16 protein-coding genes are annotated in these 14,478 nt (G+C 57.8%); 14 read left to right on the forward strand and 2 right to left on the reverse strand.

The window, feature by feature from the left end; all coding sequences use genetic code 11:
• The first annotated feature begins 84 nt into the window (after positions 1-84).
• The 11 genes from VRY85_RS01420 to VRY85_RS01470 all read left to right on the forward strand — a co-directional run bounded on the left by VRY85_RS01420 (position 85) and on the right by VRY85_RS01470 (position 9,775).
• Positions 85-729, forward strand: a complete 645-nt coding sequence (locus VRY85_RS01420; protein ID WP_414596810.1) for an alpha/beta hydrolase — start codon at positions 85-87, stop codon at positions 727-729.
• 182 nt (positions 730-911) lie between these two features.
• On the forward strand, positions 912-2,114 hold the full coding sequence (locus VRY85_RS01425) for a D-alanyl-D-alanine carboxypeptidase family protein (RefSeq protein ID WP_414596811.1): 1,203 nt from the start codon (positions 912-914) through the stop codon (positions 2,112-2,114).
• 11 nt (positions 2,115-2,125) lie between these two features.
• On the forward strand, positions 2,126-2,989 hold the full coding sequence (locus tag VRY85_RS01430; protein ID WP_414596812.1) for a D-amino acid aminotransferase: 864 nt from the start codon (positions 2,126-2,128) through the stop codon (positions 2,987-2,989).
• Between the two features lies 1 nt (position 2,990).
• A complete protein-coding gene (locus tag VRY85_RS01435; RefSeq protein ID WP_414596813.1) occupies positions 2,991-3,266 on the forward strand; it encodes a DUF493 family protein in 276 nt (91 codons plus the stop codon).
• Between the two features lie 7 nt (positions 3,267-3,273).
• Positions 3,274-3,921, forward strand: coding sequence for a lipoyl(octanoyl) transferase LipB (gene lipB, locus VRY85_RS01440; protein WP_414596814.1), 648 nt, complete (start codon positions 3,274-3,276; stop codon positions 3,919-3,921).
• A 12-nt stretch (positions 3,922-3,933) separates the two neighbouring features.
• The gene (locus VRY85_RS01445; RefSeq protein ID WP_414596815.1) at positions 3,934-4,719 is read left to right on the forward strand and encodes an enoyl-CoA hydratase; all 786 of its coding nucleotides are present in this window, start codon (positions 3,934-3,936) and stop codon (positions 4,717-4,719) included.
• A gap of 73 nt (positions 4,720-4,792) precedes the next feature.
• The gene (gene lipA, locus VRY85_RS01450; protein WP_414596816.1) at positions 4,793-5,800 is read left to right on the forward strand and encodes a lipoyl synthase; all 1,008 of its coding nucleotides are present in this window, start codon (positions 4,793-4,795) and stop codon (positions 5,798-5,800) included.
• Between the two features lie 107 nt (positions 5,801-5,907).
• Positions 5,908-7,041 (forward strand): Re/Si-specific NAD(P)(+) transhydrogenase subunit alpha, encoded by a 1,134-nt coding sequence (locus tag VRY85_RS01455; RefSeq protein WP_414596817.1) that lies wholly within the window; start codon positions 5,908-5,910, stop codon positions 7,039-7,041.
• 44 nt (positions 7,042-7,085) lie between these two features.
• A complete protein-coding gene (locus VRY85_RS01460; RefSeq protein ID WP_414596818.1) occupies positions 7,086-7,409 on the forward strand; it encodes an NAD(P) transhydrogenase subunit alpha in 324 nt (107 codons plus the stop codon).
• The gene (locus tag VRY85_RS01465) at positions 7,406-8,827 is read left to right on the forward strand and encodes an NAD(P)(+) transhydrogenase (Re/Si-specific) subunit beta (protein ID WP_414596819.1); all 1,422 of its coding nucleotides are present in this window, start codon (positions 7,406-7,408) and stop codon (positions 8,825-8,827) included. Before VRY85_RS01460 ends, VRY85_RS01465 begins: the two co-directional genes overlap by 4 nt.
• A gap of 117 nt (positions 8,828-8,944) precedes the next feature.
• Positions 8,945-9,775 carry an SUMF1/EgtB/PvdO family nonheme iron enzyme gene (locus VRY85_RS01470; RefSeq protein WP_414596820.1) on the forward strand — a complete coding sequence of 277 codons (831 nt, stop codon included), beginning with the start codon at positions 8,945-8,947 and terminating at the stop codon, positions 9,773-9,775.
• A 2-nt stretch (positions 9,776-9,777) separates the two neighbouring features.
• On the opposite strand, the gene VRY85_RS01475 is transcribed toward VRY85_RS01470, so the two are convergent.
• Positions 9,778-10,557, reverse strand: a complete 780-nt coding sequence (locus tag VRY85_RS01475; protein ID WP_414596821.1) for a Crp/Fnr family transcriptional regulator — start codon at positions 10,555-10,557, stop codon at positions 9,778-9,780.
• Between the two features lie 202 nt (positions 10,558-10,759).
• Here VRY85_RS01475 and VRY85_RS01480 point away from each other — a divergent pair, with 202 nt between their 5' ends.
• Positions 10,760-11,089, forward strand: coding sequence for a c-type cytochrome (locus VRY85_RS01480; RefSeq protein WP_414596822.1), 330 nt, complete (start codon positions 10,760-10,762; stop codon positions 11,087-11,089).
• A gap of 204 nt (positions 11,090-11,293) precedes the next feature.
• The gene (locus tag VRY85_RS01485; protein WP_414596823.1) at positions 11,294-12,154 is read left to right on the forward strand and encodes an N-formylglutamate amidohydrolase; all 861 of its coding nucleotides are present in this window, start codon (positions 11,294-11,296) and stop codon (positions 12,152-12,154) included.
• Here VRY85_RS01485 and VRY85_RS01490 read toward each other — a convergent pair.
• On the reverse strand, positions 12,135-13,040 hold the full coding sequence (locus tag VRY85_RS01490) for a MurR/RpiR family transcriptional regulator (RefSeq protein WP_414596824.1): 906 nt from the start codon (positions 13,038-13,040) through the stop codon (positions 12,135-12,137). The two genes, VRY85_RS01485 and VRY85_RS01490, sit on opposite strands and share 20 nt — an antisense overlap.
• 101 nt (positions 13,041-13,141) lie before the next feature.
• On the opposite strand from VRY85_RS01490, the gene VRY85_RS01495 reads away from it, so the two are divergent.
• Positions 13,142-14,467 carry an aspartate aminotransferase family protein gene (locus tag VRY85_RS01495; RefSeq protein ID WP_414596825.1) on the forward strand — a complete coding sequence of 442 codons (1,326 nt, stop codon included), beginning with the start codon at positions 13,142-13,144 and terminating at the stop codon, positions 14,465-14,467.
• The last annotated feature ends 11 nt before the right edge of the window (positions 14,468-14,478 follow it).

Consider the following 14,478-nt stretch of genomic DNA (forward strand, 5'->3'; position numbering starts at 1 on the left):
GAGAGGTAGTTGCGGCAAGGAAGACATAGGGTGTGAATGGGTAGCGTAGAATGAACCGGTTCCCGTTATAACTCATTTGAAAACATGCAGGTTCGCACTGAAATTCTTTCCTTTGAAGGTGAGGTCGGCAACATTGAGTGCGCGCTGGATCGCCCTGCCGGTGAAGTCCGGGGCTGGGCGCTGGTGTTGCACCCTCACCCTTTGCACGGCGGGGCGCGCAATAACAAGGTCGTGACCACCATTGCCCGCGCTTGCACCGAACACGGCTTGGTGGCGCTGCGGCCGAACTTTCGGGGCGTGGGGGATTCAGCCGGGGAGTTCGACCAAGCCCGCGGCGAAACCACCGACATGCTGCGCCTGGTCGGGCAGTTTCAGGAACGCTACCCCGAAATTGCCGCCGGCCAATGGCTGATGGCGGGCTTTTCGTTCGGCACTGCCGTTGCGGCTCAGCTTTATTCTGAGCTTGCCACACAATCGTTGCGTACGCCAGACCGCCTGATTCTCACCGGCACTGCGGTTGAACGGTTCCGCTTCCGAGATGTGTGCGTTCCCGAAGACACGGTACTGGTGCATGGCGAAGCCGATGAGGTCGTTCCGCTATCCGAAGCCATGGAATTCGCCCGTGGTCATAAGCTGCCCGTGGTGGTCATTCCAGACAGTACGCATTTTTTCCATGGCCGTTTGCTAATGTTGCGACATGTGGTGCAGCAGAGCTTGCGGGCGCTATAACGCTTTTAGGGTGTGCCTGCACGATGTACCGCAGGCAACGATGATGTTACTAAATTTGACATGATGCGGGTTTTCTGTTCGGTTTAACTCAGAGGTTCCCCAGCTGCTATTGCGTCTGTCATAATGGGTGCTGCTCTCCTGTTCGTCTTTTCTGCACGACGAGTCCCGAACCAACGATACCGATGACTTCTCGCACACGTAAATTTATTTCATCTTTTGCCGCCGCTCTGGCGCTTGCTTCCGCTTCTTTCCTTTCTCATGCGCAGGATGCCGCTCCGGCTCCGGTGGCGCCAGCCGTATCTCTGGTGGGTAGTTTATCCAGTGTGCCCGCTCCAGTCTTGGGCGCGCGCGCCTGGATGAGCATGGATCTGAATAGTGGGCAGGTGATCGCCGCCGAGAACCTTGATGAGCGGATCGAACCCGCCTCGCTGACCAAAATCATGGCAGCCTATTTGGTGTTCGACGCCCTGGAAAGCGGCCGTCTCACTTTGGAGCAGACCGTTCACGTATCGGAAAATGCCTGGCGTACCGAAGGGTCGCGCATGTTTATCAAGCCCAATTCCCAGGTGTCGGTGCACGATCTCCTGCAAGGCGTGATTGTGCAGTCGGGCAACGACGCTACCGTGGCATTGGCCGAAGCCATTGCGGGCAGCGAGTCCGCTTTCGTGGCGCTGATGAACGAGGAAGCGGCGCGTCAGGGCCTGAACGACACGCATTTCACAAACTCGCCGGGTCTGCCGAACGAAGCGCACCTGACTTCGGTGCGTGACATGGGCATGCTGGCTGCCAACCTTATCAACCGTTTTCCGCAGTATCTGCACTATTACAGTCAGAAGGAATACACCTATAACGACATCAAACAGAACAATCGGAACCGTTTGCTGTGGGCCGATGCGACGGTTGATGGCTTGAAAACGGGCCACACCAAATCTGCCGGCTACAACCTGATTGCCACCGCGCAACGTGATGGCCGGCGGGTCTTAACAGTTTTGGTAGGCGCCTCCAGTGATTCAGCCCGTGCTGAAAACAGCCTTAAGCTGTTGAACTGGAGCTTCCAGAATTTCGACACAGTCAAGCTCTACGACAACGAACGTGCCATGGTCACCGCTCGCGTTTGGGAAGGTGCGGCCGAAACCGTGGGTCTGGGCTCCAACGTTCCGGTGTGGGTCACCGTGCCTCGTGGCAAGGCCGATCAAGTCCGCCCCGTGGCCCAGTATGAACAGCCTCTGCTCGCACCGCTTACCAAGGGTGCACAGGTTGGCGAAGTCTCGCTATCGCTTGACGGCCATGTCCTGCGCACCGAGTCGCTGCATGTTCTGGATGATGTCGCTCAGGCAGGCTTCTTCGGCCGCGTCTACGACAAAATCCGCCTGCTGTTTGAGTAATGGGCGTTGTTATGATTCCTGACGTAGACAACGATAGTCTGGTTTATCTGAACGGCGGGCTGGTGCGCTTGGGTGACGCCAAGGTGTCCGTGCTCGATCGTGGTTTCATTTTCGGCGACGGCGTATACGATGTCGTGCCTGCTTATGGCGGCAAACCCTTCCGCATGGATGCTCACTTGGCGCGTCTGGAACGCAGCCTGGCGGCCATCGGCATTGAGTGCGACCTGCAGCGCGAAGATTGGGAACGCATTGTCCGCGATCTCATCCAGGGCTCCGGTCTGGGTGATTGCGTGGTTTACATTCAGGTGACACGTGGTGTCGCCAGGCGCGACCACGGCTTTCCCGAAGGGTTAGAACCCACCGTGTTTTGCATGGTGTCGCCTTTCAAGCGTCCGGACGCCACTCTGCGCGAACAAGGCCTGAGCGCAATCGGGGTACCCGATGAGCGCTGGATGCGTTGCAATATCAAATCCATTTCCCTGCTTGGTAATGTGCTGGCTCGTCAGGCGGCGATTGAAGCCGGTGTTGACGATGTCATCCAATTTCGCAATGGTTGCCTGACTGAAGGGTCGGCGGCAAACATCTGGGTAGTCAAAAATGGTGTGCTGTTGGCTCCGCCGCGCGGTAAGCTAATTCTCGAAGGCATACGCTATGGGCTGATGGAAGAGCTGGCGGCCGAATGCGGTATTCCCTTCGAGGCGCGACCCATCACAGAAGACGAAGTGTCGGCGGCTTCAGAATTGCTGCTGACCTCCGCTACCAAAGAAGTGTTGCCCATTACGCGCTACAACGGCCAACCCGTCGGCGATGGCGCGCCGGGCCCGGTTTATACCCGCCTGAGGGCGGCTTACGATGCGGTGATTGCCGCCTTGTGACATGAAAGAAATACCACCAGAAGAATCTCTGATCGAATATCCCTGCGACTTTCCCATCAAGGTCATGGGCAAGTCGCATCCCGAATTTGCCCAAACCCTCACAGAGGTTGTATTGCAATACGACGCGGGCTTTGAGCCGGCGACGGTAGAGCTACGCGCCAGCAAAGGGGGCAATTATGTCAGTGCGACGTTTACGGTGCGTGCGACTTCGCGTGAACAGCTCGACAACCTATACCGCAGTCTGCATGGGCACCCCATGGTGAAAGTGGTTCTGTAGGTCTGTGATGGAATATCGTTGGCTGCCCGGCCATGTGGCCTATACGCCGGTGTGGGAGGCCATGCGCGAATTCACCGAAGCGCGGGATGCCTCCACTCCTGATGAAATCTGGCTGGTGGAGCATGCGCCAGTCTACACGCTGGGCCAGGCCGGCAAGCCGGAACACTTGCTGAACCCCGGCGGCATTGAGGTCGTGAAGTGTGATCGCGGCGGCCAAGTTACCTACCATGGGCCGGGTCAGGTGGTGGCTTACTGTTTGTTCGACCTCAAGCGCCGTGGGCTGTTCGTCAAAGAATATGTGGAAAAGCTCGAAGATGTCGTGATCGGCACCCTGAGCGATTTAGGCCTGCCGACGGCCCGTCGCATGGCCGGCGCTCCTGGGGTTTATGTGCCTTACAACGGGCAGCAAGGCCGTTACGACCCTCAGGGCGAGCTGCTGGCAAAGATCGGCGCGTTGGGCATCAAATTGCGTAACGGCAGGGCTTATCATGGCCTGGCCATCAATGTGGATATGGATCTCGCACCGTTTGATGGCATCAACCCTTGCGGTTATGCGGGCCTGCCTACCGTGGATTTGCGCCGTTGCGGCATCGCCAGCAGCGTGACGCAAGCCGGTGAGCAACTGGTGGCCAACTTGCAAGCGGTATTCGATTAAAAAGGAGACGACATGAGCATGCAGGAACCCCCGGTTATCAGCCAGTTATCGCAGGGCGTGCTGACCTTGACATTGAATCGTCCTGGCCAATTCAATGCCCTGTCTGAAGAAGTGCTGACTGCGTTGCAGCAGGCGCTGGACAGTGCCGCTGCAGATGAGTCCTTGCGCTGCGTCGTGTTGGCTGCCGAAGGCCGGGCGTTTTGCGCCGGCCATGATCTCAAACAGATGCAGGCCAACCGTGATCACGGCTATTACCTGCGGCTTTTTCAGCAATGCGGCTACGTTATGCAGTCCATTGTGGGCTTCCCTGTGCCGGTGATAGCCAAGGTGCAGGGCATTGCCACCGCCGCTGGTTGCCAGTTGGTGGCCAGTTGCGACCTTGCGGTGGCGGCTGATACCGCCAAGTTCGCCGTATCCGGCATCAACGTCGGGCTGTTTTGCTCAACGCCTGCTGTGGCGTTGTCGCGCAATGTCGGTGCAAAAAAGGCCTTCGAGATGCTGATCACTGGCGAATTTATTAGTGCTGAGCAAGCGGCTGAGTACGGGCTGATCACTCGGGTGGCCGTCGCGCAGGAACTGGATACCGCCGTCAATGCCCTAGTGGCCTCCATCTGTGAGAAGAGCCCGGTGGCGGTACGTACGGGTAAGGCGATGTTTCATAAACAGCGCGGCATGGCCTTGGCCGCCGCCTATGATTTCGCAGCGGCTACCATGGCCGACAACATGATGGCCGAAGATGTTCACGAAGGCATCGAAGCCTTCATGCAAAAGCGTCGCCCTGTCTGGAAAGGCCGTTGATTTTTTCGGGCATTCAGGGCCGATTCGCATGGCGCGTTAAAATGCCCTTTACCATCCCGTAGTCAGGAAGCGTATGTCCACACCCAATGAGCCGGTCGCTGAGCGTAAACCTACTGTACGCCCGGCTGCCTATGACCCTACCGCCAAGCAGAAGTCTGCCGACAAGACTTCCCTCCTTCCCATAAAAATTGTCCAGACCGAGCGCCTGAAGAAGCCGGAATGGATTCGTGTGAAGGCCGCCGCTCCGGGTTCGCGTTTTCACGACATCAAACGCATTTTGCGTGAAAACAATATGTTCACGGTCTGTGAGGAGGCCTCCTGCCCGAATATCGGCGAATGTTTCGGCAAGGGTACGGCCACCTTCATGATCATGGGCGATAAATGCACGCGGCGCTGCCCTTTTTGCGACGTCGGTCATGGTCGCCCCGACCCCCTGGATGCCGATGAGCCGGCCAACCTGGCGCGCAGCATCGGTGCCATGCGGCTGTCGTACGTAGTGATCACTTCGGTTGACCGCGATGATCTGCGCGACGGCGGCGCTGCGCATTTTGCGGAATGCATTCGCGAAGTGCGGCAACAGTCGCCCAACACGCGTATTGAAGTCCTGGTGCCCGACTTCCGTGGCCGTTTGCAGCGCGCGCTTGATATCTTCGAAGTCGAGCCGCCCGATGTGATGAACCACAACCTGGAAACCGTGCCCCGGCTGTACAAGCAGGCACGTCCCGGTGCGGATTACATGCATTCGCTCAAGCTGCTCAAAGAATTCAAGGCGTTGTGCCCCGACGTTCCCACCAAGTCGGGCCTGATGGTTGGGCTGGGCGAAACCGACGAAGAAATCCTGCAGGTCATGCGCGATATGCGCGAGCACGATATCGAAATGCTCACCATCGGCCAGTACCTGCAACCATCGCCTCATCACCTGCCCGTCACCCGCTACGTGCATCCCGATACGTTCAAGATGTTCGAGCGCGAAGCCTATGCCATGGGCTTTACCCATGCCGCTGTGGGGGCTATGGTGCGTTCTTCCTACCACGCCGACGAGCAAGCCAGCGCTGCCGGCGTCAACCCCGAAACCGTCTGAAGCCTCGGTATCATCAGCGATTGACGCCTGTCCCCAAACCCGTGTAAATAATCAGATGCACGCACTGGCGCTCGATATGCGCCAGTGCGATAACTGGAGAGAGGGACATGCAGATAGGCGTACCTGCCGAAACGGCGGTTGGAGAAACCCGGGTGGCGGCAACGCCTGAGACGGTTAAAAAGCTTGTGGCCCAGGGGCATGTTGTGCATGTGCAGTCCGGCGCGGGGGTGGCGGCCAGTGCGGTCGACGACGCCTATCGCGCGGCAGGGGCCGAAATTGTCGATGCGCAAACGGCTCTTGGTGCAGATCTCGTCCTCAAAGTACAGGCGCCCAGTGTTGCAGAACTGTCTGCCATGAAGTCGGGCGCAACGCTGGTCGGCATGCTTAACCCTTTCGATGCCGAAGGGCTGCAACGCCTCGCCACTGCGGGCCTCACCGCTTTTGCACTGGAAGCCGCGCCGCGCACGACGCGGGCGCAGAGCATGGATGTCCTATCCAGCCAGGCCAACGTGGCCGGCTACAAGGCAGTCATGCTGGCAGCCAACGAATACCAGCGCTTGTTCCCCATGCTTATGACAGCCGCCGGCACCATCAAGGCTGCACGGGTGGTCGTACTGGGGGTGGGGGTGGCCGGTTTACAGGCCATCGCCACGGCCAAGCGCCTGGGCGCGGTGATTGAGGCCTCAGATGTGCGCCCGTCCGTTAAAGAACAAGTCGAATCGCTGGGCGGCAAGTTTATTGATGTTCCCTACGAAACCGATGAAGAGCGAGAAGCGGCTGAAGGCGTGGGCGGTTATGCGCGCCCCATGCCGCAAAGCTGGTTGGACCGCCAGCAGGCGGAAGTGGCCAAGCGTGTCGCCCAGGCCGATGTGGTGATTTCCACCGCGCTGATTCCTGGTCGTGCGGCGCCGGTACTTATTTCCGAAGACATGGTGAAGTCCATGAAACCCGGCTCGGTAATCGTGGATCTTGCAGCGGGTCGGGGGCCTGAGGGGGTGGGCGGTAATTGCCCGCTCACAGAAACGGGCCAGGTCGTGCGCAAGCATGGCGTCACCCTCATTGGCTATACCAATCTGCCCGCCATGGTTGCGGCAGACAGCTCCAGCCTTTATGCGCGCAATGTGCTGGATTTCCTCAAGCTGGTGTTACCAGCCGAAGCTACTCAGATTCAACTGCCCGCCGATGATGACATCGTGACGGCCTGCCTGATGACACAGGAAGGGAAAGTCCTCAGAGCCTGAACCATTTCAATCAATGCATGCCGTCTGGCTGAAGGGACCAAAACATGGATGCGATCTCCCCCCTCTTGCTGAATTTCATCATATTCGTTCTGGCGATTTACGTGGGGTATCACGTGGTCTGGAACGTGACTCCTGCTTTACATACGCCACTTATGGCGGTGACCAACGCGATTTCGGCCATTGTCATTGTTGGCGCCATGCTGGCTGCAGCCCTGACAGAAACCTCTCTGGGCAAAACTATGGGAGTGTTGGCGGTCGCGTTGGCGGCGGTTAATGTTTTTGGCGGTTTCCTCGTTACCCGGCGCATGCTGGAGATGTTCAAGAAGAAAGAGCGTAAAGCGCCTGCCGCCCAAGGAGACGTCAAATGAGTATGAATCTGGTCGTCTTTCTGTATCTTGTCGCCTCAGTATGTTTTATTCAGGCGCTCAAAGGCCTGTCACATCCCACTACGTCGATACGGGGCAATATATTCGGAATGGTCGGCATGGCCATCGCCATGTTCACCACAGCGGGGCTTATCATCACGCTGGCGGGCTCGGCGTTGGGCTTGGGCTGGGTGTTGCTCGGGTTGTTGGTAGGCGGCGCCATCGGCACCCTTATGGCCCAGCGTGTGGAAATGACAAAAATGCCGGAGCTCGTGGCATTCATGCACAGCATGATCGGCCTGGCGGCGGTATTTATCGCGGTCGCCGCCGTGGCCGAACCTTGGGCTTTCCAGATTGCGGAGCCGGGCGGCTTGATTCCGGGCGGCAACCGTATCGAACTCGCTCTCGGGGCTTTTATCGGCGCCGTCACTTTTACCGGCTCCGTTATTGCTTTTGGCAAGCTCAGCGGCAAGTACAAATTCCGATTATTTCAAGGAGCGCCGGTGCAGTTCAAGGGCCAGCACCTGCTCAATGCGGTGTTGGGCCTAGCCATGCTGTTCTTCATTTTCGGCTTCTGGCATTCCCAAAGTTGGATGGACATCGTGCTGGTGATTGCGCTGGGCTTTGCTTTGGGGGTGTTGATCATCATCCCCATCGGCGGGGCGGACATGCCGGTGGTGGTGTCCATGCTCAACAGTTATTCCGGCTGGGCGGCGGCAGGTATCGGGTTCAGCCTGAATAACTCCATGCTCATTATTGCGGGTTCTTTGGTGGGCTCGTCGGGCGCCATTCTGAGCTACATCATGTGCAAGGCGATGAATCGCTCGTTCTTCAGCGTGATACTGGGTGGCTTTGGTGGCGAGGAGTCCACGGCCGCAACAGGCGATGGGCAGCAACGCAGCGTTAAGAGCGGCAGCGCGGACGATGCCGCCTTTATTCTTGGCAATGCTGAAACCGTAGTGATCGTGCCCGGTTATGGTCTGGCCGTGGCGCGCGCCCAGCACGCGGTAAAGGAACTGGCTGAAAAGCTTCAGGAGCTTGGTGTGAGTGTTCGCTATGCCATTCACCCAGTGGCCGGGCGCATGCCAGGCCACATGAACGTGCTGCTGGCCGAGGCGGAAGTGCCTTACGACCAAGTCTTTGAAATGGAAGACATCAACAGCGAGTTCGGCCAGGTGGATGTCGCCATCGTGCTGGGGGCGAACGATGTCGTTAACCCCGCCGCCCTGCAGAAGGGTTCTCCTATTTACGGCATGCCCATTCTTGAGGCTTACAAGGCCAAGACCGTGATCGTTAACAAACGCTCCATGGCTGCAGGCTATGCCGGCCTGGATAACGAACTGTTCTACATGGATAAAACGATGATGGTGTTTGGCGACGCCAAAAAAGTTGTGGAGGACATGACTAAGGCCGTAGAGTGAAGGAGCGAATGCTTCATTCTTGAACTTGTGCTGGCGCAAAGTCGTCTTACAAGGCTTGTGGTCCAATGAATTCGTAGCGGGTCGCGTAAGGTGGCCCGCAAGAAGACAAGGACTGTCATGCGCTTGTTAGCACCTCGTTTCTCTTTCCTCCGTCAGGCTCTTCTAGGCGGTATTGTGGCGCTTGCCCTGCCCGGTGTGCATGTGGCCGCTGACAGCGTGCCCGACCATCTTGCCCTGATCGCTCCGGGCGAAGTCGAGTACTACACCACTGATGGCGGCCTGGTCGATGGCCAGCCCGCCCTCCCGCATCGTGTGCGAGCCAGCTTCGATAAACCGCTTCTCGTTATGAAGCGGCAGGTCAGCCAGGCCGAATACGCACAGTGTGTAAGCGAAAACGGCTGCCGTCCCCTACACAAAACTATACGCAACAATGTTGCGCCGGACATGCCTGTAGTAGGGGTAAGCTGGGAAGACGCCCATGATTACGCACGTTGGTACAGTGGGCATACCGGGCGGCTCTACAGGCTGCCTACGTATGCAGAATGGGTGCTGATTGCCGGAGAGCTTTTTTCTGAAGACGAACGCTTGGATATCTACGATTCCAGCAACCCTGCTCAGCGCTGGCTGGCGGAATACGCGCTCGAAGCACAGCGTAAGTCTGCCTCAGACCCTAATCCCAAACCTTTCGGAACCTTCGGCACGACCAAAGCAGGCGTGCAAGATATAGGCGGTAATGTGTGGGATTGGACCGACACCTGCTACGTAGTGAATTACCTTGACGCGCAGGGTAATGAACTCATGCCTTCCATTGAGAACTGCGGAATCCGTGTCGTGGGCGGCTCGCACCCCAGCCTGATTACCAACTTCATGCGCGACCCCAAGGCGGGGGCCTGTTCGGTGGGCATACCACCGGCCAACCTCGGTATACGGCTGGTGGTTGATGAATGAGGCTACAGAGGCTGCACGGGTTTGGTCCGTGTGGCTGGCTTATTGCCGCTGTCAGATAAATTGCCTTCAGCCAGGCGGATGAGGTCGTCCATCTTGCGTACGGTTACGCGCTTTCTGCCTGTGTTGACCATGCCGCGTTCCTTCCAGGCGCTTAACAAGCGGCTGACCGTGTGCAGTGTCGTGCCGGTCATTTCGGCAATTTCCTGGCGGGTAATCGGAAAGCTGATGGCGATGCCGTCTTCAGTTTTTTCGCCGGAAGAATCGACCAGCCTGAGGATGCAACGCGCCACCCGTTGTTCAACTTCTTCAGTGGAAAGCTCTTTGATGCGGGTTTGAGCGTCTTGCAGCCGCTGGCCAACCGCTTGCAGGGCGTTGGCCGCGAATTGCAGGTTGCCTGTAACGAAGCGATCCCACTCGGCAGAAGGCCAGGCGAGAACCACACTTTCCTCGACCGCGACACAGGTGGCCGGGTAGGTAGGGCGGCGCATGGCTTTGGCAATGCCGAAGACTTCGCCTGGAATGACGTAGCGAACCATGACCTGCTCGCCTTCGGGCGTAGTTTGAACGACTTTGAGGTGGCCGTGCAGCAGAATGAAGAATTGCTCGGCGTTCTGCCCTTGCTGGAAAACCGTGTCTCCGGTGATAAGACGCATTGGCCGGGCAATAGCAAGCACGGCGTCGAGATCTTTTTCGGGAACGGCGCGAAAGAGATCAAGATCCTTGACTAGAGAACGAGGGATGCTATGGCTCATTGCAGGGTCGATCAGGTTCGGGGTAACCATTCTATCACTTGAAACCCCTATCCCTAATGTGGGTGTTGGCGACCGTACGACGGTCTGATGGAATAGACAGGCCGGGTAAACCCGACAAATCGTGTCGGGAATTTGCTGTAGAACAAAGAGGCGCTGATCCGTTTGCGGTGAAATACAAGCTATACGAGATCGGCACAGGCCGATACGGACAAATCAGGCACAGGAGAGCCATATGTTCAAACGTTCGGCAAAATTCGCATCGGTTGTTGTTTTAGCAGCAGGCATGATTCCCGCACTGGCATCCGCAGCGGGCGAAGCCGTGGACCCGGCTGGGGAAAAGCTGTATAAATCGGCCTGCTTGGCCTGTCATATGGCAGGTGTGGCGGGCGCCCCGAAACTGGGCGATAAGGCTGCATGGGCCGCCGTGACGGAAAAAGGCATAGACGCGATGATGGAAATCACCGTCAATGGTAAGGGCGCTATGCCGCCGCGCGGGGCGACGCAGGCAGATGAAGCCACCTTGCGAGCTGCGGTGGAATACATGATTGCCAAATCGAAATAAGCCACCCGCGCATCGGTTAAAGGGCGGCCCGGGAAAATACTTATCTTGCAGCGCCGTCAGCCTCGTTACACTGGCCTCATGCTACATCGGCATGGGGCTTTGTGCTGTGTATGGATCCAATGCTGTCAAGGCAGGAATTCTTCGCAGGCATGCCAATCGCTGCTGTGAAATCTGATTCCACTCATCGCACGGAGGCTGTGATAAATGAAGTTCGCAGATTCAGAATTCGAGCCCTACCGGTTGCTGACACCAACAGTCGAAGCCATCCCCCTGGTGTGCGACTCCCCCCACAGCGGTTGTATCTACCCTCAAGACTTCCAAACGATTCTGCCTGTTTCAGTTTTGCGCTGGGCGGAAGATGCCCATGTCGATGCATTGTGGGCTTCGGTTCCACGCCAAGGCGGTACGCTGTTGTGCGCGGAATTTCCTCGTAGCTATATCGACGTTAATCGTGAGCTGGACGATATCGACCCGAACATTCTGGCCGAGCCCTGGACGAGCGATGTGCACCCGACAGAAAAATCACGGTTGGGCTATGGCCTGTTCTGGCACAGTGTTAATGGTCGACCCATGTACGACCGCAAGCTGTGGGTGGGAGAGCTGGAAAACCGCATCAGCACGTATTACGAGCCCTATCATCAGGCGCTCTGGCGTCAGGTTAACGCCGCAGTAGAGCGTTTTGGCATGGTGTGGCACCTGAACCTTCACTCTATGCCATCGAACTCGTATGCGGCGCTGGAGCAAGACGGCGGCAAACAACTGGCGGATTTTGTGTTGGGCGATCGCGATGGAACAACTTGCGACCCAACGTTTACCGGAATTATCGAAGATTATCTGCGTAGTTGCGGCTACAGCGTAGCCCGTAACGACCCCTTCAAGGGGGTGGCGCTGGTGGCGCGAGTGGGGCAGCCTTCAGAGCATCGCCACAGCTTGCAGATTGAGCTGAACCGCAAGCTCTACCTGAACGAAAGTACGTTTGAAAAAGCAGAGGGTTTCGACGCCTTGCAGCGCGACCTCACGGGTTTGCTCGCGCATTTACGCAAGTTTATTCAGAGCTTGTTGTAGCAGGGGTGGGCTCCAGGTAAGCGCCGCTGCGATGTAATTGTTCTTCTGCCAGACCCAGAGCGTCGATGGCTCGGGGGCCGGCCTTGCTTAACAGGCGGCTGGCCAACACCTCCACCAGCACCATGGCGGAGGCTGATGAGGGAAAGAAGCCAGGCGTTTCAGTGGAGAACAGCAAAGCGGCTTCGGCATGACGGGCGACAGGCGCCACTTCGCTGTCGCAAATAGCGATAATCCTGCAGCCCCTTTCTTGAGCGGCTTCCGCTACCCTCAGACCTTCCCGTGAGTAGGGCGCGAAACCAATAATGACCACGGCATCGCCGCGTTGCAGTGAACGCAGTTCCATTTCAAGCAAACCGGCATCCCCGCGCAGTAAGGAAACGCTGTTGCGAAACAGGCGGTACAGATAATGCAGCGTATACGCAGGAGCATGTGAGGCGCGAAAGCCCGCGATGTGGACATGGCGGGCGCGTTGCAACACTTCGACTACGACGGATAGCTTTTCATTGTTCTGCTCTTCAAGCAGGCGCAAATTTCCGACCTGAGCCGTTACATGGCGCCCGAGCGCGCCCCGTGTGCTGCGCCGCCGCACCACCTCCTGAGCCTGTTCAGCGTAGCGTCGCGGCATCTGGTGCATGCTGCGCACGAATACCTGCCGCATGTCGTCCCACCCCTCATAGCCCAATGATTGCGCCAGTCGCACCAGCGTGGCCGGTTGCACGCCGGCAGCAGTGGCAATGCGCCGCATGGATTGCACGGGCACATCAGCCGGAAAATCAATCAAGTGGCGTGCGCCGATTTGGAATTGGGGGCTCATTGCGGGGAAGCGTTCCCTTACCAAGGCAGTCCATTCATCCAGCTTGCGAGGTGGTTGTGGTTTCTTTGCCATGCTTGACCATGAAAAAGGTTCAAATCGAAAGATTATATTGATTTGGGTGTTGCATGGAGATAGATTAATGAAACGATTGTTGAATACATGCACAGTGAACCATGACACACGTTTTTCATCGAACCCCGCGACAAACCCTTGAGTTAGCCGTGCGCGGCGAAGGCGTTAGGCTTTTTGACGGGCAGGGCCGTGCTTATATCGACGCTTCCGGCGGCGCCGCAGTTTCCTGCTTGGGGCATGGCCACCCCGACGTCATTCAAGCCATCAAAAAACAGCTCGACGAAGTGGCGTACGCTCATACTTCATTTTTCACCACGCAGGTGTGTGAGGATCTAGCTGATTTTCTCGCCGCTCGTGCGCCGGGCGATCTGAATCGCGTGTATTACGTGTCTGGTGGTTCGGAGGCGATTGAAGCCGCCTTGAAGCTGGCTCGTCAGTATTTCGTGGAGCAAGGGCAGCCATCGCGCCGTCATTTCATTGCCCGCCGCCAGAGCTACCATGGCAACACTCTGGGTGCGCTGGCCATTGGCGGCAATGTGTGGCGCCGTGAGCCGTTTCTGCCCTTGCTGATCGAGGCACACCATGTGTCGCCTTGCTATGCCTATCGTGACCAGCGCGCAGACGAAACGCCTGACCAATACGCCCAGCGCCTGGCCGACGAGCTGGAAGCCAAAATTTGCGAACTGGGCCCGGAAAATGTGGCCGCTTTTGTGGCCGAAACCGTTGTGGGTGCAACAGCCGGGGTGTTGCCGCCGGTTGGGGGCTACCTGAAGCGCGTGCGAGACGTGTGCAACAAGTATGGGGTGTTGCTGATTCTTGACGAGGTGATGGCGGGCATGGGCCGCACCGGACATCTTTTTGCCTGCGCCGAAGACGGTATCACGCCGGATATCATCGCTATCGCTAAAGGTTTGGGCGCGGGCTACCAACCCATTGGCGCCATGGTAGTAAGCGACCGCATCTACGACGCCATTTTGCAGGGCAGCGGCTACTTCCAACATGGCCACACCTATATGGGCCACGCTACGGCATGTGCGGCAGCACTGGCGGTACAGCAGGTGATTGAACGCGACGGCCTGTTGCAGAACGTGCGGGCACGGGGTGAGCAACTGCTTGCAGCCTTGTGGCGCCAACTGGGTGACCATCCCAACGTGGGAGATGTGCGGGGGCGTGGCCTGTTTGTGGGTATCGAGCTGGTGGCGGACAAGGCCAGCAAAGCGCCGCTGGACCCGGCTCGGCGCGTGCATGCAAGCTTGAAAAAGCAGGCGATGGAAAACGGCCTGCTCATGTACCCTTCAGGCGGAACGGTGGATGGTGTGCAGGGGGATCATATCCTGCTGGCGCCGCCTTTTATCTGCACTGAAGCGGATATCGAAGAGATTGTTGGAAAGCTGGCGGCTACGCTTCAAAGTGTTCTGCCCGCTTAGCTGTTCAGAAT

The sequence above is a fragment of the Achromobacter sp. F4_2707 genome, from assembly GCF_047501535.1.
Classification (GTDB): Bacteria; Pseudomonadota; Gammaproteobacteria; order Burkholderiales; family Burkholderiaceae_B; genus Yanghanlia.

Excerpts from the sequence above, each read along its gene's own strand:
- VRY85_RS01420 (WP_414596810.1), top strand. The coding sequence starts at position 85 with ATGCAGGTTCGCACTGAAATTCTTTCCTTTGAAGGTGAGGTCGGCAAC.
- VRY85_RS01425 (WP_414596811.1), top strand. The coding sequence starts at position 912 with ATGACTTCTCGCACACGTAAATTTATTTCATCTTTTGCCGCCGCTCTG.
- VRY85_RS01430 (WP_414596812.1), top strand. The coding sequence starts at position 2,126 with ATGATTCCTGACGTAGACAACGATAGTCTGGTTTATCTGAACGGCGGG.
- VRY85_RS01435 (WP_414596813.1), top strand. The coding sequence starts at position 2,991 with ATGAAAGAAATACCACCAGAAGAATCTCTGATCGAATATCCCTGCGAC.
- lipB (WP_414596814.1), top strand. The coding sequence starts at position 3,274 with ATGGAATATCGTTGGCTGCCCGGCCATGTGGCCTATACGCCGGTGTGG.
- VRY85_RS01445 (WP_414596815.1), top strand. The coding sequence starts at position 3,934 with ATGAGCATGCAGGAACCCCCGGTTATCAGCCAGTTATCGCAGGGCGTG.
- lipA (WP_414596816.1), top strand. The coding sequence starts at position 4,793 with ATGTCCACACCCAATGAGCCGGTCGCTGAGCGTAAACCTACTGTACGC.
- VRY85_RS01455 (WP_414596817.1), top strand. The coding sequence starts at position 5,908 with ATGCAGATAGGCGTACCTGCCGAAACGGCGGTTGGAGAAACCCGGGTG.
- VRY85_RS01460 (WP_414596818.1), top strand. The coding sequence starts at position 7,086 with ATGGATGCGATCTCCCCCCTCTTGCTGAATTTCATCATATTCGTTCTG.
- VRY85_RS01465 (WP_414596819.1), top strand. The coding sequence starts at position 7,406 with ATGAGTATGAATCTGGTCGTCTTTCTGTATCTTGTCGCCTCAGTATGT.
- VRY85_RS01470 (WP_414596820.1), top strand. The coding sequence starts at position 8,945 with ATGCGCTTGTTAGCACCTCGTTTCTCTTTCCTCCGTCAGGCTCTTCTA.
- VRY85_RS01475 (WP_414596821.1), bottom strand. The coding sequence starts at position 10,557 with ATGGTTACCCCGAACCTGATCGACCCTGCAATGAGCCATAGCATCCCT.
- VRY85_RS01480 (WP_414596822.1), top strand. The coding sequence starts at position 10,760 with ATGTTCAAACGTTCGGCAAAATTCGCATCGGTTGTTGTTTTAGCAGCA.
- VRY85_RS01485 (WP_414596823.1), top strand. The coding sequence starts at position 11,294 with ATGAAGTTCGCAGATTCAGAATTCGAGCCCTACCGGTTGCTGACACCA.
- VRY85_RS01490 (WP_414596824.1), bottom strand. The coding sequence starts at position 13,040 with ATGGCAAAGAAACCACAACCACCTCGCAAGCTGGATGAATGGACTGCC.
- VRY85_RS01495 (WP_414596825.1), top strand. The coding sequence starts at position 13,142 with ATGACACACGTTTTTCATCGAACCCCGCGACAAACCCTTGAGTTAGCC.